Here is an 18,537-nt window from a genome sequence, read left to right as displayed (position 1 = left end):
CCGGGTTCAGATACCGCCAGCGGTGAGTTTTTCCGGGTCCAGCAGCGCTTCGAGCTGGTCACGCGACAGGTCGGTGTGCTCCAACGCCACGTCGATGATCGGACGCCCCTGCTTGTAGGCGGTCTTGGCGATCTCGGCGGCCTTCAGGTAGCCGATGATCGGATTGAGCGCGGTAACCAGGATCGGGTTGCGCGACAGCGCTTCCTTGAGCTTGGCCTCATTGACCTTGAAGCTGGCAATCGCCTTGTCGGCCAGCAATCGGCTGACGTTGGCCATCAGCTCGATGCTCTCCAGCAGGTTGCGGGCGATTACCGGCAACATCACGTTGAGCTCGAAGTTGCCCGACTGGCCGGCCACGGCGATGGTCGTGTCGTTACCGATTACCTGAGCAGCGACCATGGCGGTGGCCTCCGGGATCACCGGGTTGACCTTGCCCGGCATGATCGAAGAGCCTGGTTGCAGACCCTGCAGCTCGATTTCACCAAGGCCGGCGAGCGGGCCGGAGTTCATCCAGCGCAGGTCGTTGGCGATCTTCATCAGCGCCACGGCAGCCGTCTTGAGCTGGCCCGACAGCGCCACCGCGGTGTCCTGGGAGCCGATCAGGGCAAACAGGTTCTCGCCGGGGGTGAACTCGACCTGGGTCAGGACGCTCAACTGGCGGGCAAAGCCTGCGGCGAACTGCGGGTGGGCATTGATCCCGGTACCCACGGCCGTGCCACCCTGGGCCAGCGCTTGCAGGCTCGGCAGCGTGGCTTCGATATGCGCCTGGGCCCCCTTGATCTGGGCGGCCCAGCCACCAAGCACCTGGCTCATGCGTACCGGCATCGCGTCCATCAAATGGGTGCGGCCGGTCTTCACGTGCTTGTGCACCTCGACTGCCTTGGCCTCGATCACCTGGGTGAGATGGCGCAAGGCCGGCAGCAGCTGTTCGTGCAGGACCAGGGCGGCGCTGACATGAATGGTGGTGGGGATGATGTCGTTGCTGCTCTGGCCACAGTTGACGTGGTCGTTGGCATTGACCGGCTCGCCCAGCACATGGCTGGCCAGGGTCGCGATGACCTCGTTGGCGTTCATGTTCGAGCTGGTGCCGGAGCCGGTCTGGAACACGTCCACCGGGAAGTGCCGGATGAAATCCTCGGCCAGCAACTGTTCCACCGCCTTGACGATGGCCGCGCCCTGCCCTGCGCTCAGCTGTTCCAGCTCGACGTTGGCCTTGGCCGCAGCGGCCTTGGCCAGCAGCAAGGCGCGGATGAACTGGGCCGGCATCGGCTTGCCGCTGACCGGGAAGTTGTCGACCGCGCGCTGGGTCTGGGCACCGTACAGGGCCTGGGCCGGCACCTGCAGTTCACCCATGCTGTCGCGCTCGATACGGGTATCACTCATCTTCAAGTCCTTGCATCAGTTCTTCGGGAGAAATCGACGGCAGCAACACGCAATTGGCGAGCTGCATCGCGTAGGGCTGCCAACGCTGGTTTTGTTCGAGGCGGTCGAGATTGCGCAGGTCGAGCAGCGGCCGCCAGGCCTGGTCCAGGCACAGGCAGCGCCAGTGCCAGGGCAACATGCGATCGTTGGCGGTATCGAGCAGCAGACGCAAGGCGGTCAAGGCCACCGTCCACGGCGAGGTCTCGGTGCAGCACACCAGATAGCGGCCTTCGGCGAGGTAGTGCTCGATCAGGCGTGGCTCGTCGGGTTCCAGCGCGCAGCGGATACGCCGGCTGAGCCAGCGCCAGTTTTCCAGGTAGGGCAGTTCGTGGAGGACGGTTTTCATGAACATCATCGCCGGGTTACTGGATAATGATATTCATTATTAAGTGATAAATAGAATCAGTTCAAGCTAGACGATAGGCAAAATAAACCCGGCGCGATGGCCGGGTTGGGGAAAATGGGAGTTACGGCGTGGGAGCGGGCTTGCCCCGCGATGTTCTTGGAGGGCATCGCGGGGCAAGCCCGCTCCCACGTCCTATCCCTACAGAGCGCCGATCAGCTGCCCGCCACCGTCATGCGCTCGATCAGCACCGAGCCGCTGTGGATATTGCTACGCGTCTCGATATCGCTGCCAATGGCGACGATCTGCTGGAACATGTCCTTCATGTTGCCGGCAATGGTCACTTCTTGTACGGCGTGCTGGATCTCGCCGTTTTCCACCCAGAAGCCCGCCGCACCCCGCGAATAGTCGCCGGTCACCATGTTCAGCCCATGGCCCATCAGCTCGGTTACCAGCAGGCCACGGCCCATGCGCCGGATCAGTGCGGCCTGGTCCTCGACGCCGTGGGTGACAAACAGATTGTGCACGCCACCTGAGTTGGCGGTGCTTGGCAAACCCAGTTTGCGCCCCGAATAGGTGCCCAGGATGTACGACACCAGCTCGCCTTTGTCGACGAACGGCTTGGCGTAGGTGGCCAGGCCATCGCCATCGAACGCTGCACTGCCCAGAGCACGCGGGATGTGTGGCCGCTCGTCGAGGGTCAGCCAGGTGGGGAACAGGCGCTGACCAAGGGTACCCTCGAGGAACGACGACTTGCGGTACAGGTTGCCGCCGGAAATCGCCGACAGGAAGCTGCCGAACAGGCCGCCAGCGAGCTCGGCCGAGAACAGCACCGGCACCTCGCAGGTGGGGACCGGGCGAGCACCCAGTCGGCTTGCCGCGCGCTGCGCGGCACGCAGGCCGATGCTACGCGGGTCGGCCAGCAGCTGGCCCTGGCGATTGACGTCGTACCAGTAGTCACGCTGCATCTGCCCATCGGCTTCGGCGATCATCACGCAGCTCAGGCTGTGACGGGTTGAGGCGTAGCCACCGATAAAACCATGGCTGTTACCATACACCCGCACACCCTGATGGGTATTGAGCGTGGTGCCGTCGGCGTTGCTGATGCGCTTGTCGGCATCGAACGCCGCCGCCTCGCAGGCCAGCGCCATCTCGATGGCTTTCTCCGGTTCGATGTCCCAGTCATGGTAGAGATCCAGGTCGGGGATCTCACGGGCCATCAACGCGGCATCGGCCAGCCCCGAGCAGGCGTCCTCGGAGGTATGTTTCGCGATTGCCAGCGCGGCGGCGACCGTCTCGCGGATCGCCTCAGGGCCGCTGGCCGAAGTGCTGGCCGACCCCTTGCGCTGGCCCACGTAAAGGGTGATGCCGAACCCCTGGTCGCGATTGAACTCGACCGTCTCGACTTCGCGCTGGCGCACCGTGGTGGACAGGCCTTGCTCCAGCGACACCGCCACTTCGCAGGCGCTGGCGCCCTGGCGGCGCGCCTCGGCGACGATCGCCTCGACCTGCTCCTGCAACGCCGGCAGGTCCTTGGGGCCTACGCTCTGGACTGCACTCATGGTTTTCTCCACTGAAAATTCTGCGTACGGCTTGGGTCATTCTACGACCGGGCCGGACAAGCGGCCCCCGACTGGTTATCATGGCGGCGATTTCTTGCGGACGGCCCCCATGGTTGATTCTTACGACGACGCCTTCGATGGCGAAAAAAGCAAAACCCAGATCAAGCGCGAGCTGCATGCGCTGGTCGAACTCGGTGAACGCCTCACCACCCTCAAGGCCGACACCCTGGCCCGCCTGCCGCTGACCGACGAGCTGCGCAAGGCGCTGGACGAAGCCAGCAAGCACACCGCCCACGGCGCCCGCAAACGCCACATGTCGTTCGTCGGCAAGCTGATGCGCGTGCAGGACCTGGACGCCATCCATGCCGTGCTCGAGCAGATCGACAGCTCCAGCCGCCAGTACAACGAGCGCTTCCACGGCCTCGAGCGTTGGCGCGATCGCCTGATCGACGGTAACGACGAAGACCTCGAGCGCTTCGTCAACGAGTTCCCCGACACCGATCGCCAGCACCTGCGCTCGCTGATCCGTCATGCCCAGCATGAAAAGGCGCGGAACAAGCCGCCTGCCGCTGCGCGTAAAGTGTTCAAGTACATCCGCGACCTCGACGAGACCCAACGCGGGTTGCGCTGAGGCCATCGCGGGCAAGTCGCATCGGCGCACCGATGCGACTTGCCCGCGATTGAACATCACCCGCCGGTACCACCGACGGTGATCGCATCCAGCTTCAGGGTCGGCTGGCCAACGCCCACCGGCACCGATTGACCATCCTTGCCGCACGTGCCCACGCCGCTGTCCAGCGCCAGGTCGTTGCCGACCATCGACACACCGCGCATCGCTTCCGGACCATTGCCGATCAAGGTCGCACCTTTTACTGGCGCGGTGATCTTGCCGTCCTCGATCAGGTAGGCCTCGCTAGTGGAGAACACGAACTTGCCGCTGGTGATGTCCACCTGGCCACCGCCAAGGTTGGCGCAGTAGATGCCTTTCTTCACCGACCGGATGATTTCCTCGGGATCGCTGTCGCCGGCACGCATGTAGGTGTTGGTCATGCGCGGCATCGGCAGGTGCGCGTAGGATTCGCGCCGGCCGTTGCCGGTCACCGCCATGCCCATCAGGCGGGCATTGAGCTTGTCCTGCATGTAGCCCTTGAGGATGCCGTTCTCGATCAGCGTGGTGCACTCGGTCGGAGTGCCTTCGTCATCGACGCTGAGCGAGCCGCGACGGCCTTCGAGGGTGCCGTCGTCGACGATGGTGCACAGGCTCGAAGCCACCTTTTCACCGATGCGCCCGCTGAACGCCGAGCTGCCCTTGCGGTTGAAGTCGCCTTCCAGGCCGTGGCCGACTGCCTCGTGCAGCAGCACCCCGGACCAGCCTGGGCCGAGCACCACTGGCAGCGTGCCGGCCGGAGCGGGAATCGCCTCGAGGTTGACCAGCGCCTGGCGCAGTGCCTCACGGGCGTAACCCATCACCCGCTCTTCACTGAAATAGCGATAGTCGGTGCGCCCGCCGCCGCCCTGCCCACCACGCTCGCGACGTCCGTTGTGCTCGACGATCACACTGACGTTGAAGCGCACCAGCGGACGCACGTCGGCGGCCAGGCTGCCATCGGCAGCGGCCACCAGAATGCGTTCCCACACCCCTGCCATGCTCACGCTGACCTGCTGGATACGCGGGTCGAGTGCACGGGTAGCGGCATCCACGCGCTTGAGCAGCTCGACCTTCTCGGCGCGGGTGAGTACATCCAGGGGATTGTCAGGCGCGTACAAAGCAGTCACGTCCTGACTGCGGAAGGCTTGCACAGTGCCGTTCTGCCCGGCGCGGGAGATCGAACGGGCGGCACGCGCCGCCGAAGTCAGGGCTTCGAGGTTGATCGCATTGCTGTAGGCAAAGCCGGTCTTCTCGCCGGATTGGGCACGCACGCCCACGCCCTGGTCGAGGTTGAAGCTGCCCTCTTTGACGATGCCGTCCTCCAGTGCCCAGGTTTCCGAGATCTGGCCCTGGAAATACAGGTCGGCGGCATCGATGCCGGGACCGGCCAACTCGCCCAGCACCGTCTGCAAGCTGTCGAGGGTCAACCCGCCCGGGGCCAGGAGCTGCTCACTGACGGTGGATAACATCTGGCTCATAGTCACTCCGAGGTATGCGCAGGCCGCAAGGCGTCCTGCGAGAAAAAGCGCCGGTGCGTAGTTACCGGCATACGCGCCCGGATGGACGCCTGTTCTTCGATATCGCGTGTGGCGAGCAACACCGCCTCGCCCCGCGCCTGTTGCGCGACGATCCGCCCCCAGGGGTCGACGATCGCCGCCTGGCCGTGGGTTTCCCGCGGCCCCGGATGCAGGCCGCCCTGGGCGGCCGCCAGTACGTAGCACTGGGTCTCGATGGCCCGTGCGCGAATCAGCACTTCCCAGTGCGCCGCCCCGGTCACCGCGGTGAACGCCGCCGGTGCGCTTATCAGTTCGGCCCCAGCGGCGCGCAACGCGCTGTACAGCTCGGGGAAGCGCAGGTCATAGCACACCGACAGGCCCAGGCGGCCCACCGGTGTGTCGGCCACCACCACCCGGCTGCCGTGGGCATAATCGTCCGACTCGCGGTAGCGGCCACGGTTGTCGGCCACGTCCACATCGAACAGGTGCAGCTTGTCGTAGCGAGCGGCGATCTCGCCGTGCTCGTCGACCAGTAACGAGCAGGCATGGGCCTTGGCCTCCGGCTGGCCGACCGGCGGCAGCGGCAGGGTACCTGCGACTATCCATAACCTGAGGTCGCGAGCGGTGCGTTTCAACCATGGCAGGATCGGCCCCTCGCCCAGCGCCTCGGCCCTGCCGATGGCGGCGGCGTCGCGCCGGCCCATGGCCGCGAAGTTTTCCGGCAACACCGCCAGGCGCGCGCCTCCGGCTGCGGCCTGCTCGAGCAGCGCCGTGGCACGTTGCAGGTTGGCCAGCACATCGTCCTGGCTGACCATCTGGATCACTGCTGACGTCATGACCACCCCTGGGGTTACTTGTCGAAAGGTTTCACAAAGGTGATTTTAGGCTCTTTGACCGGACCCTCGACGCGATAATGCACGCTGGCGAAGCGCGCCACCCGGTCACCGATCAGACGATCGACGAGGAACAGCGCGCCACCGACCGCCGGCGCGCCAACAATCAAGGCGGCCAATGGCAGGTTGTTGGTGACCGGCAACGTCACCAGCAGCTTGGCGTCGACCCGATCACGGACGAAGTCCATGGTGCCGTCGAGTTCGAAATTGCTCGACGGGCCGGTGACGGTGATCGGCTCCCGCGTCACGTAGACCCCTTCGCTGGCCACCAGCAGGCCTTTGACCCGATCGTAGGCCAGGCCCTTGCTGAACAGGTCGGAGAAGTCCAGGCGCAGGCGTCGGCCAATGGAATTGAAGTTGAGCAGCCCGAATACCCGCAACGCCTGGGCGCTGCCCTCGACCTCGACGAACTGACCGCTGCGCAGCGCCGCGTCGAGGCTGCCGGAGTACCGGTTGAGGCTGACCCAAGCCGGCGAGCCCGGCCAGCGGCCATCCACGTCCATGCGGAAGTCGCGGCTGGTGACGGTGGGGGCAAAACCCCAGGCCTTGAGCACATTCCCCAGGTCCTTGCCGTCCACGCGGCCTTTGTACCAGCTGGACGTGCTGCCGGGCTCGCCTTCCCAGCCACCGCTGCCGTCGATGTGCAGCCCCTTGAGGTCCAGGTCGATGTCGCTCATGGCCATGCCCCGGGGCGTCTGGCGCAGCTTCAGGGTGGCGCTGCCAAACAGGTCGTCACCGCGGTACAGCTTGTCGATGGTCAGGTCCAGCGGCGGCGCCTTGCGCGGGTCGAACCCGGCCAATGGGTCCGGCGCATTCTCGGCCTGGGCCTCGTTCGGGTCGGCGGGCGGCAGGCGCAGGCTCTGCAGGCGGACAGTCATGGGCGCGGCCTTGGCATCGGGAATGCGCGCATTGCCGATGACTTCCTGGCTGTCCAGGCGCAGGTCCCAGGCCGGGCCACCACGCATCAGGCGGATCACCGCCTGGTTGAGATCCATGCCGAACGCCTTGAGCTGGCCGATGCTGAGGTCAACGCTCTGCAGGTTCTGCCGGGCACTGCCGCCCGGATCCTTGCCGGCGAAGCGCTCCATCTGTTGCTGCCAAGGGGCCAGGTCCAGCGTCTCCAGCCGGCCACGCACCCGCAGGCCCTGGCCAGACGGCAAGCTGGCCTCGCCCGTGCCCAGCAACAGCTCGCCACGCCCTTGGGCCAGCTTGTCGGCAGGCGCGGCATAAGCGAAGCGGGCCAGGTCCGCGTAGCTGCCATCGATGCGCCGTTCCGGGCCCTGCAGGGTCAGGCTGAAACGGCTGTCGCGGGTCTCTGCGGCGGCCTTGCCAAAAGGCGCCGGCAGATCGATGGCCAAGCCCTTGAGCGACGAATTGACGGTCAAGCGGTTGTCACGACTGCCCAGTGTTACTTGCACCTGATAGGGCAGCTCACCCGAGGCTGGCAGCGGCTGCGCGAACTGCAACCAGTCGGTCAGGGCCTTGAGGCCGACCTGACCATTGGCATTGATCCGGGTCTGGAGCTGCCCACCCTGCCCTTCTGCGGTGATTTGCGCGCTGACCGCCTTGCCAAAGGCGTGCAGGCTGATGTCCTTGCCGCTCAGGCCCTTGTCGAGGTCGAAGGTGAAGTCGCCCTTCAGCTGGCTCAATTCCAGGGCCGGGGGCGCCACTTTCAAAGTAGCGTCGGCTGTCGCGAAGTTCACCAGCACCTTGGGCCGCTGCCCATGGGCCAGGGGTACGTCGAGCTTGATCTTGCCCTTGAGCGGCCCCTCGCCTTCCCAACCGGCGAAGATCTCCCCAGTGCCGATGGGCGCTTCCTTGAGGATCTTCAAGCCATCGCCGAGGCTGCCGTCGAAATTACCGTCGAGGATCAGGTGGCTGTGCTGGTCGCCTTCGACATGGGGAATATCGACGCTGACATCACTGACCTTGGTGTCCAGCAGCAGACCATGATGGGCCTGGATGCGCACACCGGTGTCTTCGATATACACATTGCCGTCGACCTGCTGCACCTGTGGCCAGCCTGGCTGGAAGTCCAGCGCGGCGTCATGCACCTTGAAGAACAGGCTGATATCGCGGGCATGGGGCGGCGCATTGTGATGCAGCGACCCCTGGTACTGGAAATAGCCCTCGTCGACATTGCCCTTGACGATGGCGCTGCGCAGCCATTCGTCCAGGGCGGGGCTGAGCACCTCGGGCAGGTACTTGGCGGTGTAGCGCCCGTCGCCTTCGGTAAGGCCGACGCGCAGGTCCATGTAGTCTTCGTGGCCCGGCTGCAGGTGGATGCGAATAAGGAAGTCCGCCGCGATCTTGCCCTCGTCGCCCACTACCTTGATGTAGGGGGCAACCAGGGTGAAAGCCTCCTTGTCCAGGGTCCAGGTCAAGCGCGCATTGGCTTTCGGGTAATGCCAGGGTTTGCCGAAGATCGGGTACAGGTGCAGCATGAACGCCTGGGTATCCAGGCGCAGCTCGCCATGCCCAAGGTCACCGCTGATCGCCCCGGAGACATTGCCCGCCGCCGGCGCGCCGTGATAGGCATCGAAACCGACCTTCTCCAGATTGGCGGCAAACTGCAGCCGTTGGTCGCCCTCGGCCTTGGGTCGGATGTCCAGGCGCACGTTGCGCAGGGCGCCGCTGACCTTGAGCGCATCGACCACGGTCATCAGCTTGTCCGGCAATGGCGCCAGGGCGTCGATCAAGGGCGTCAGCGGGGTCAGGTCGAGGCGGTCCGCCTGCACCTGCCAGCTTTCCTCGGCCGGGTTCTGGCCCGGACGCTGTGCCAGTTGCAGGTGCGACTCCCAACGGTTCTTGCCAAGGCTCATGGCCAGCGAGTCGACAACGACGTCGAAGCCCTGGTCCCGACGCTGGAACCAGGCCGACAGGGCCAGATTGTCCACGGTGATGGCCTTGCGCCCGGTGTAGGCGCCCTTGAGCTGCGGGGCATTGAGGCGAACCATCGCCTGCTGCAACTGCCCTTGCCGCCAGTCGATCCACAGCTCACCACCGGCGCGCAGCGCGCCGGCCTGCCATTGGCCCAGCAACTGCGGCGGCAGCCAGCGTGCCCAATCGCTTTGCGGCAGGCTCAGGTAAGCCTGCACGCGCCCGTCGCGCCAGGCCTTGGCCGTGGCGCGGCTGTTCAGGCTCAAGGCCAGCGGCTGGCCGTCGGGCAGCGTGGCGCGCAGGTCGACGCTCTGGCGCGAAGCGCCTGCCTGCACGCCGAGGCTGACGTAGGTGAGGGTCAGGGGGTCTCGTTGCCAGGGCTGCAAGGTGACCTGGCTGTCGAAGACATCGATTCGGCCAAGCTGGCGTAGACGCTTGAGCGCATCGGCCGGATCGAGCGGCGCATCATCCTTGTGCGGCAGACCTTCCAGGGTCCAGTCGCCCTGCTCGTTCTCGCGCAGGATCAGTTGCAGCCCACCGAGCTGGATACGCGCCAGGCGCACTTCACGCGCCTTGAGACTGGCCCACAGGTCAGGCACCAGCTTGACGTCGTCCAGGCGCAGCGCCGCAGCGCCTTCGCCCAGTTGCAGGTCACGTACACGCAGTACAGGCGCCAAGCCACTCCAGCGCCCTTCGAGCGCACCGACGTGCACGGGCATGCCCAAGGCCTGTTCGGCCTTGAGTTCGGCGTCTGCACGGTATTCGGCGACCAGAGGAACCAGTTGCCGACCGAGGCTGACATACAGCGCCACCAGCACCGCCAGCAGGGCGCAGATAACCAGCCCCCAGCGGGTCAAGGCGCTCAGAACGCGGGTCAGACGTTCCATGGCCGAGGCCCTCCAAGTCGTCCCTTAACTATGGCCGGTGTAAAACGCTTTGCCAGCCCGTCCATGGGGCAACCGCTGTTAGAAGGGGTCAGAGCAGCACCACATCGTATTGTTCCTGGGAATACATGGACTCCACCTGGAAACGGATGGTTCGCCCGATGAACGCTTCAAGTTCGGCAACGTTACCCGATTCTTCATCGAGCAACCGATCCACCACCTTCTGGTTGGCCAGCACACGATAGCCCTCGGCCTGGTAGGCACGGGCTTCACGAAGGATCTCGCGGAAAATTTCGTAACAGATCGTCTCCGGGGTCTTCAGCTTGCCACGCCCCTGGCACGCCGCACAGGGCTCGCACAACACCTGCTCGAGGCTTTCGCGGGTGCGCTTGCGGGTCATCTGCACCAGGCCCAGCTCGGTGATGCCGATGATGTTGGTCTTGGCGTGATCACGCTCGAGCTGCTTCTCCAGGGTACGCAGGACCTGGCGCTGGTGCTCCTCGTCCTCCATGTCGATGAAGTCGATGATGATGATCCCGCCGATGTTGCGCAGGCGCAGTTGCCGGGCAATCGCGGTGGCCGCCTCGAGGTTGGTCTTGAAGATGGTCTCTTCAAGGTTGCGATGGCCGACGAACGCACCGGTGTTGACATCGATGGTGGTCATCGCCTCGGCCGGGTCGACCACCAGGTAGCCGCCGGACTTGAGCGGCACCTTGCGTTCCAGGGCCCGCTGGATTTCGTCCTCCACCCCATACAGGTCGAAGATCGGCCGCTCGCCGGGATAATGCTCCAGGCGATCGGCGATCTCCGGCATCAATTCGGCCACGAACTGGGTGGTCTTCTGGAAGGTCTCCCGCGAGTCGATGCGGATCTTTTCGATCTTGGGGTTGACCAGATCGCGCAGGGTCCGCAGCGCCAGGCCAAGGTCTTCGTAGATGACCACGGGCGCTCCGCAGGTCTTGATCTGCGAGCCGATCTGCTCCCACAGGCGGCGCAGGTAGCGGATGTCCTGGAGGATATCTTCCGCGCGGGCGCCCTCTGCGGCGGTGCGCAGGATGAAGCCCCCGGCATCCTTCATGTCTTCCTGGGCCATGCAGTCGGTGACCACCTGTTTGAGGCGATCGCGCTCGGCTTCTTCCTCGATCTTGAGCGAGATGCCGACATGACTGCTGCGCGGCATGTACACCAGGTAGCGCGACGGAATCGACAGCTGGGTGGTCAAGCGTGCACCTTTGCTACCGATGGGATCCTTGGTGACTTGCACCACCAGCGCCTGGCCTTCGTGGACCAGTGCGGTGATGGTCTCCACGGCCGAGCCTTCGCGCTGGGAAATTTCCGAGGCATGGATGAACGCCGCCCGCTCCAGGCCGATATCGACGAAAGCCGCCTGCATGCCCGGCAATACCCGCACTACCTTGCCTTTGTAGATGTTGCCGACGATGCCACGGCGCTGGGTGCGCTCTACATGCACCTCCTGCAGGACTCCGTTCTCCACCACCGCCACGCGTGATTCCATCGGGGTGATGTTGATCAGGATCTCTTCACTCATGGCGCGCTCTCGTCAGTGGTCTGGGGTAATGATGGATTGCTGCGGCGTGGCTGGCTAGCGCTGTGCGGAATCCTCTTGCAGTTGCCAACATGGCACGCCGAATTGCTCGAGCAGTTCGGCGGTTTCGCTCAGGGGCAGCCCGACCACGGCCGAGTAGCTGCCCTCGATGCCGCTGACAAACACAGCGCCCAGGCCCTGGATGGCATAGCCACCGGCCTTGTCGACAGGTTCACCGCTGTCCCAGTAGCGCAGCGCCTCCTCGAAGGAGATGGTACGAAAACGCACCGTGGTGCTGACGCAGCGGCTGATACTGCGCTGGCCATCGGTCAGCGCCACGGCGGTGAGCACCTGGTGTTCGCGCTTGGACAGGTCGCCGAGCATGGCCAAGGCCTGCTCGCGATTCTCCGGCTTGCCAAGGATCTGGCCATCAAGCACCACGGTGGTGTCGGCGCCCAGCACCACTCCTGCCCCATCCGTGTAGGCAAAGCCCGCAACGGCCTTGGCCTGGGCCAGGCGCTCGACGTAGGCCGCCGGGGCTTCACCCGGCAACGGGGTTTCATCGATGGGTGCGCTGACGACTGTGAACGGCACACCTATCTGGTTCAGCAGTTCACGGCGGCGTGGCGAGCCGGAGGCCAGGTACAGCTGGGTCATGTGGACATCTCCCTGTCAGTGGCGGCGCGTCAGTGAATATGCAGGCGACGGCGCAGGCCGCGCAGGGCAAAGCTGACCCACGGCCAGAGCAAGGCGCTGATCACCGCGGACCAGACCAACGCCAGGGTTGGCAGGCGATTGCCGGTCAACGCGCTGAGCCACAGCTGGATCAGTTGGGCGATACCGAAGATCACCAGGATCACCAGGCTCTGCTGCCACATGGGGAACATGCGCAGGCGCTGTTGCAACGAAAGCACCAGGAAAGTGATCAGGGTAAGGATCAGGGCGTTCTGGCCGAGCAGGGTGCCGTACAGCACGTCCTCGGCCAAACCAAGCAGGAACGCGGTGGTCATGCCGACCTTGCCCGGCACCGCAAGGGTCCAGAAGGCCAGCAGCAGCGCCAGCCACATGGGCCGGAACACTTCCATGAACTGCGGCATGGGCGAGACGCTGAGCAACAGGCCGATGGCGAAGCTCAGCCAGATGGCCCAGCCGTTTCTGCTACGGGTGCTGGCCATTATTGTCTCCGGGGTTGGGTGTTCGCAGGCGCCGGGGGCACCGCTGCCGGGCTTGCCGCAGGCGTCGCAGTCGCTGGGGCTGCGCCGGGCACAGGCTGAACCGCGCTACCCGCCGCAGATGCAGCCGGCGTGGCCGGTGCCTGGCCGTGGCCAGCGCCTTGACGGTCGGCCTCTTCCTGGGCGATCGCCGCCTCGGTGGCGCGTTCCTCGGGCGTGCGCCGGTCACTGAACACCAGCAGCATGTAGCGGCTGCGGTTGAGCGCGGCAGTTGGGATGGCACGGACGATGGCGAACGGCTGGCCGGAGTCATGGATCACTTCGTTGACCGTGGCTACCGGGTAGCCCGCCGGGAAGCGCTGGCCCATGCCCGAACTGACCAGCAGGTCGCCTTCCTTGATGTCGGCGGTGTCGGCCACGTGGCGCAGCTCCAGGCGCTCCGGGTTGCCCGTGCCGCTGGCAATGGCGCGCAGACCGTTGCGGTTGACCTGCACCGGAATGCTGTGGGTGGTATCGGTGAGCAGCAGTACCCGCGCGGTGTAAGGCATCAGCTCGACCACCTGGCCCATCAGGCCGCGGGCATCGAGCACGGGCTGGCCGAGAAACACGCCATCGCGCTCGCCCTTGTTGATCAGGATACGGTGCGTGAACGGATTGGGGTCGACCCCGATCAGCTCGGCGACCTCGACCTTCTCATTGACCAGCGCCGAGGAATTTAGCAACTCGCGCAAGCGCACGTTCTGCTCGGTCAGGGCGGCCAGCTTCTGCAGGCGCCCCTGCAGCAGCAGGGCCTCGGTCTTGAGTTTCTCGTTCTCGGCGATCAGCTCGGTGCGGCTGCCGAACTGGCCTGCCACGCCCTGCCACGTGCGCTGCGGCAGGTCGGTGATCCAGTAGGATTCCATCAGCACCAAGCCCATCTGGCTGCGCACCGGCTTGAGCAGGTCGAAACGCGAGTCGACCACCATCAGCGCGACCGACAGCACGACCAGCACGAGCAGGCGAACGCCCAGCGAGGGGCCCTTGGAGAAAAGCGGTTTAATGGGCCGTTCCTCGTGGACGACTCAGGAGGTCATTGGACATGGGGCAATGCACCGGCCTGCTTGCGGGTTGACGGAAAAGGCGCCCGGGCGGGCGCCAGCACAGCGCTTACAGGTAGCACTGTGCGTGTCACCTGTAAACCTGGGCATACACTACTGCACCAGCGATCACTCGCTGGAGAGCAGGTCCATGGCGTGCTTGTCCATCATCTCCAGGGCACGGCCACCGCCGCGGGCGACGCAGGTCAGCGGGTCTTCGGCGACGATCACCGGCAGGCCGGTTTCCTGAGCCAGCAGCTTGTCCAGGTCGCGCAGCAGCGCGCCACCACCGGTCAGCACCAGGCCGCGCTCGGCGATGTCCGAGGCCAGCTCCGGCGGCGACTGCTCCAAGGCGCTCTTGACCGCCTGGACGATGGTTGCCAGCGATTCCTGCAGCGCCTCGAGCACTTCGTTGGAATTCAGGGTGAAGGCACGCGGCACGCCCTCGGCCAGGTTGCGGCCACGGACGTCGACTTCGCGTACTTCGCCGCCCGGGTAGGCGGTACCGATTTCCTGCTTGATGCGCTCGGCGGTGGATTCGCCGATCAGGCTGCCGTAGTTGCGGCGCACGTAGGTGACGATGGCTTCGTCGAAGCGGTCGCCGCCGACGCGCACGGATTCGGCGTAGACCACGCCGTTGAGCGAGATCAGGGCGATCTCGGTGGTACCGCCACCGATATCGACGACCATCGAGCCGCGGGCCTCTTCGACCGGCAGGCCGGCACCGATGGCGGCGGCCATGGGCTCTTCGATCAGGAATACTTCACGGGCACCGGCACCGAGGGCCGATTCACGGATGGCGCGGCGCTCGACCTGGGTCGACTTGCACGGCACGCAGATCAGCACGCGTGGGCTGGGCTGCAGGAAGCTGTTCTCATGCACCTTGTTGATGAAGTACTGCAGCATTTTTTCGCAAACGCTGAAGTCGGCGATCACGCCGTCCTTCATCGGACGAATGGCAGCAATGTTGCCGGGGGTGCGGCCCAGCATGCGCTTGGCTTCGGTACCGACTGCGACGACGCTTTTCTGGTTGCCGTGGGTACGGATGGCAACAACCGAGGGCTCATTCAGGACGATACCGCGCTCACGCACGTAGATAAGGGTGTTGGCAGTACCCAGGTCGATGGACAGATCGCTGGAAAACATGCCACGCAGTTTCTTGAACATGGGAAAGTGACCCTGGGGAAAGCGTGGGTAAAAAAGTGCGGCAAACTCTAACAATGGCAGGGATTTTGGGCAAGGAGCCAATATGTTAAATTGGTTGTTTTTCCGAGCATGCCTGCCGATGTTCGCGGCCCTTTGACCGCCAGAATGCCGGCATGTTCCTCATCTGCGGACCCATTCCGTTTTTCGTTTCCCTGGAGATCCCCATGGCGCTTCAACGCTCCGACGTGGAAAAGATCGCCCATCTGGCCCGCCTGGGCCTGAATGAAGGCGAATTGCCACGCATCACCGATGCCTTGAACAGTATTCTCGGGCTGGTCGACCAGATGCAAGCCGTCGACACCTCTGGCATCGAGCCCCTCGCCCACCCGCTGGAAGCCACCCAGCGCCTGCGCCCCGACCAGGTCACCGAAAGCAACCAGCGCGACCGCTACCAGGCCGTCGCCCCGTCGACCGAGAACGGTCTGTACCTGGTTCCGAAAGTCATCGATTAAGGGATAGCGCCTGCCATGCATCAACTCACTCTGGCCGAAATCGCCCGCGGCCTCGCCGACAAGTCGTTCTCCTCGGAAGAACTGACCGGTGCCCTGCTGTCGCGCATCAAGCAGCTCGACCCGCAGCTCAACAGCTTCATCACCGTCACCGAAGCACAGGCCCTGGAGCAGGCGCGCGCCGCCGACGCCCGTCGTGCCTCTGGTGAGACCGGCGCGCTGCTGGGTGCGCCGATCGCCCACAAGGACCTGTTCTGCACCAACGGCGTGCGCACCAGCTGCGGCTCGAAGATGCTCGACAACTTCACCGCGCCATACGACGCCACCGTGGTCGCCAAGCTGGCCGAAGCCGGCATGGTCACCCTGGGCAAGACCAACATGGACGAATTCGCCATGGGCTCGGCAAACGAGTCCAGCCACTACGGCGCGGTGAAGAACCCATGGAACCTCGAGCACGTGCCCGGTGGTTCGTCCGGCGGCTCGGCCGCCGCCGTGGCCGCGCGCCTGCTGCCGGCCACCACCGGCACCGACACCGGCGGTTCTATCCGCCAGCCGGCCGCGCTGACCAACCTCACCGGGCTCAAGCCGACCTATGGCCGCGTATCGCGCTGGGGCATGATCGCCTACGCCTCGAGTCTCGATCAGGGCGGCCCGCTGGCCCGCACCGCCGAAGACTGCGCCCTGCTGCTGCAAGGCATGGCCGGTTTCGACGCCAAGGACTCGACCTCGGTCGACGAGCCGGTGCCGGACTTCAGCGCCAACCTGAACGCCTCGCTGCAGGGCCTGCGCATCGGCCTGCCCAAGGAATACTTCGGCGCCGGCCTCGACCCGCGCATCGCCGACCTGGTCCAGGCCAGCGTCAAGGAGCTGGAAAAGCTCGGCGCGGTGGTCAAGGAAATCAGCCTGCCGAACATGCAGCACGCCATCCCGGCGTACTACGTGATCGCCCCGGCGGAGGCCTCCTCCAACCTGTCTCGCTTCGACGGCGTGCGCTTCGGTTATCGCTGTGAAGATCCGAAAGATCTGACCGACCTATACAAGCGCTCCCGTGGCGAAGGCTTCGGCGCGGAAGTGCAGCGGCGCATCATGGTCGGTACCTACGCCCTGTCGGCAGGCTACTACGACGCCTACTACGTCAAGGCGCAACAGATCCGCCGCCTGATCAAGAACGACTTCATGGCCGCGTTCGCCGACGTCGACGTGATTCTTGGCCCGACCACGCCGAACCCGGCCTGGAAACTTGGCGCCAAGAGCAGCGACCCGGTCGCTGCCTACCTGGAAGACGTCTACACCATCACCGCCAACCTGGCGGGCCTGCCGGGCCTGTCGATGCCGGCCGGCTTCGTCGATGGCCTGCCGGTGGGCGTGCAACTGCTGGCCCCGTATTTCCAGGAAGGCCGCCTGCTCAACATCGCGCACCGTTACCAGCAAGTCACCGACTGGCACACCCGCGCCCCCAACGGCTTCTGAGGAGTTCACACATGCAATGGGAAGTTGTGATCGGGCTGGAGATTCATACCCAGCTCGCCACCCAGTCGAAGATCTTCTCCGGCAGCGCCACCACCTTCGGCTCCGAGCCGAACACCCAGGCCAGCCTGGTCGACCTGGGCATGCCCGGCGTGCTGCCGGTGCTCAACCAGGAGGCTGTGCGCATGGCGTGCATGTTCGGCCTGGCGATCGATGCCGAGATCGGGCCGCGCAACGTGTTCGCGCGCAAGAACTACTTCTACCCCGACCTGCCCAAGGGCTACCAGATCAGCCAGATGGACCTGCCGATCGTCGGCAAGGGCCACCTGGACATCGCCCTGGAAGACGGCACCATCAAGCGCATCGGCGTGACCCGCGCGCACCTTGAAGAAGATGCCGGCAAGAGCCTGCATGAAGACTTCAACGGCGCCACCGGCATCGACCTGAACCGCGCCGGCACCCCGCTGCTGGAGATCGTCTCCGAGCCGGACATGCGTAGCGCCAAGGAAGCCGTGGCCTACGTCAAGGCAATTCACGCCCTGGTACGCTACCTGGGTATCTGCGACGGCAACATGGCCGAAGGTTCGCTGCGCTGCGACTGCAACGTGTCGATCCGCCCGAAAGGCCAGGCCGAGTTCGGCACCCGCTGCGAAATCAAGAACGTCAACTCGTTCCGCTTCATCGAACGTGCGATCAACAGCGAGATCCAACGCCAGATCGACCTGATCGAGGACGGCGGCAAGGTGGTACAGGAAACTCGCCTGTACGACCCGAACAAGGACGAGACCCGCTCCATGCGCAGCAAGGAGGAAGCCAACGACTACCGTTACTTCCCCGACCCGGACCTGCTGCCGGTGGTCATCGAGCCCGGCTTCCTCGACACCGTGCGCGCCGCCCTGCCGGAGCTGCCACCACAGAAGGTCGAGCGCTTCCAGAGCCAGTACGGCCTGTCGGCCTATGACGCCAACGTGCTGGCCTCCAGCCGCGAGCAGGCCGACTACTTCGAGCAGGTGGTGAAGATTGGCGGCGACGCCAAGCTGGCGGCCAACTGGGTGATGGTGGAACTGGGCAGCCTGCTGAACAAGCTCGGCGTCGAGATCGACCAGTCGCCGGTCAGTGCCGAACACCTCGGCGGCATGCTGCTGCGCATCCGTGACAACACCATCAGCGGCAAGATCGCCAAGACCGTGTTCGAGGCCATGGCCGCCGGCGAAGGTGATGCCGACAGCATCATCTCCAGCCGCGGCCTCAAGCAGGTCACCGATACCGGCGCGATCGACAAGATGCTCGACGAGATGCTCGCCGCCAATGCCGAACAGGTTGAACAATACCGCGCCGCCGATGAAGCCAAGCGCGGCAAGATGTTCGGCTTCTTCGTCGGCCAGGCGATGAAGGCGTCGAAAGGCAAGGCCAACCCGGGGCAAGTGAACCAATTGCTCAAGGCCAAGCTCGAAGGGTGATCCTGATCGCGGGGGAAGACCACCCCCAAAGC

At 65.0% G+C, this 18,537-nt stretch carries 15 protein-coding genes; 4 read left to right on the top strand and 11 right to left on the bottom strand.

From position 1 onward, the window contains the following. Positions 1 to 6: 6 nt before the first annotated feature. The 3 genes from ACQ4OD_RS09790 to pmbA form a co-directional block, all read right to left on the bottom strand. A complete protein-coding gene (locus tag ACQ4OD_RS09790) occupies positions 7 to 1,383 on the bottom strand; it encodes a class II fumarate hydratase (RefSeq protein ID WP_430944214.1) in 1,377 nt (458 codons plus the stop codon). Continuing rightward, a complete protein-coding gene (locus ACQ4OD_RS09785) occupies positions 1,376 to 1,777 on the bottom strand; it encodes a hypothetical protein (RefSeq protein WP_046856974.1) in 402 nt (133 codons plus the stop codon). Before ACQ4OD_RS09785 ends, ACQ4OD_RS09790 begins: the two co-directional genes overlap by 8 nt. Before the next feature lie 203 nt (positions 1,778 to 1,980). Continuing rightward, complete coding sequence (pmbA, locus tag ACQ4OD_RS09780; RefSeq protein ID WP_102682710.1) at positions 1,981 to 3,327, bottom strand: metalloprotease PmbA; 1,347 nt, start codon at positions 3,325 to 3,327, stop codon at positions 1,981 to 1,983. Positions 3,328 to 3,436: 109 nt separating this feature from the next. Between pmbA and yjgA the strand changes: the two genes are divergently transcribed. Continuing rightward, on the top strand, positions 3,437 to 3,958 hold the full coding sequence (gene yjgA / locus ACQ4OD_RS09775) for a ribosome biogenesis factor YjgA (RefSeq protein ID WP_023632090.1): 522 nt from the start codon (positions 3,437 to 3,439) through the stop codon (positions 3,956 to 3,958). Between the two features lie 56 nt (positions 3,959 to 4,014). On the opposite strand, the gene tldD is transcribed toward yjgA, so the two are convergent. The 8 genes from tldD to mreB form a co-directional block, all read right to left on the bottom strand. Next, positions 4,015 to 5,454 carry a metalloprotease TldD gene (gene tldD, locus ACQ4OD_RS09770; protein ID WP_102682709.1) on the bottom strand — a complete coding sequence of 480 codons (1,440 nt, stop codon included), beginning with the start codon at positions 5,452 to 5,454 and terminating at the stop codon, positions 4,015 to 4,017. A gap of 2 nt (positions 5,455 to 5,456) precedes the next feature. Further along, positions 5,457 to 6,308 (bottom strand): carbon-nitrogen hydrolase family protein, encoded by an 852-nt coding sequence (locus ACQ4OD_RS09765; RefSeq protein ID WP_110700406.1) that lies wholly within the window; start codon positions 6,306 to 6,308, stop codon positions 5,457 to 5,459. A gap of 14 nt (positions 6,309 to 6,322) precedes the next feature. After that, on the bottom strand, positions 6,323 to 10,132 hold the full coding sequence (locus tag ACQ4OD_RS09760; RefSeq protein WP_198755568.1) for a YhdP family protein: 3,810 nt from the start codon (positions 10,130 to 10,132) through the stop codon (positions 6,323 to 6,325). Positions 10,133 to 10,220: 88 nt separating this feature from the next. Then, positions 10,221 to 11,678 carry a ribonuclease G gene (gene rng, locus ACQ4OD_RS09755; RefSeq protein ID WP_046856978.1) on the bottom strand — a complete coding sequence of 486 codons (1,458 nt, stop codon included), beginning with the start codon at positions 11,676 to 11,678 and terminating at the stop codon, positions 10,221 to 10,223. Positions 11,679 to 11,732: 54 nt separating this feature from the next. Beyond that, positions 11,733 to 12,332 (bottom strand): Maf family protein, encoded by a 600-nt coding sequence (locus ACQ4OD_RS09750; protein WP_139668818.1) that lies wholly within the window; start codon positions 12,330 to 12,332, stop codon positions 11,733 to 11,735. Positions 12,333 to 12,361: 29 nt separating this feature from the next. After that, a complete protein-coding gene (mreD, locus tag ACQ4OD_RS09745; protein WP_102682705.1) occupies positions 12,362 to 12,850 on the bottom strand; it encodes a rod shape-determining protein MreD in 489 nt (162 codons plus the stop codon). After that, the gene (mreC, locus tag ACQ4OD_RS09740; protein ID WP_371926739.1) at positions 12,850 to 13,839 is read right to left on the bottom strand and encodes a rod shape-determining protein MreC; all 990 of its coding nucleotides are present in this window, start codon (positions 13,837 to 13,839) and stop codon (positions 12,850 to 12,852) included. Before mreC ends, mreD begins: the two co-directional genes overlap by 1 nt. A gap of 213 nt (positions 13,840 to 14,052) precedes the next feature. Beyond that, positions 14,053 to 15,090, bottom strand: a complete 1,038-nt coding sequence (gene mreB, locus ACQ4OD_RS09735; protein WP_003255163.1) for a rod shape-determining protein MreB — start codon at positions 15,088 to 15,090, stop codon at positions 14,053 to 14,055. A gap of 203 nt (positions 15,091 to 15,293) precedes the next feature. Here mreB and gatC point away from each other — a divergent pair, with 203 nt between their 5' ends. Genes gatC through gatB form a run of 3 tightly spaced genes read left to right on the top strand, consistent with a single transcriptional unit; the run spans position 15,294 to position 18,505 of the window. After that, positions 15,294 to 15,581: an Asp-tRNA(Asn)/Glu-tRNA(Gln) amidotransferase subunit GatC gene (gatC, locus tag ACQ4OD_RS09730; protein ID WP_023631156.1), complete on the top strand. Its 288-nt coding sequence runs from the start codon at positions 15,294 to 15,296 to the stop codon at positions 15,579 to 15,581. A 15-nt stretch (positions 15,582 to 15,596) separates the two neighbouring features. Continuing rightward, the gene (gene gatA / locus ACQ4OD_RS09725) at positions 15,597 to 17,048 is read left to right on the top strand and encodes an Asp-tRNA(Asn)/Glu-tRNA(Gln) amidotransferase subunit GatA (protein WP_110700413.1); all 1,452 of its coding nucleotides are present in this window, start codon (positions 15,597 to 15,599) and stop codon (positions 17,046 to 17,048) included. An 11-nt stretch (positions 17,049 to 17,059) separates the two neighbouring features. Then, positions 17,060 to 18,505: an Asp-tRNA(Asn)/Glu-tRNA(Gln) amidotransferase subunit GatB gene (gene gatB / locus ACQ4OD_RS09720; RefSeq protein ID WP_139668814.1), complete on the top strand. Its 1,446-nt coding sequence runs from the start codon at positions 17,060 to 17,062 to the stop codon at positions 18,503 to 18,505. Positions 18,506 to 18,537 lie beyond the last annotated feature (32 nt).

The organism is Pseudomonas sp. WC1 (genome assembly GCF_050586565.1).
GTDB lineage: Bacteria > Pseudomonadota > Gammaproteobacteria > Pseudomonadales > Pseudomonadaceae > Aquipseudomonas.
Note: the sequence above shows the minus strand (reverse complement) of the source record. Positions and strands in the feature narration are given on the sequence as shown.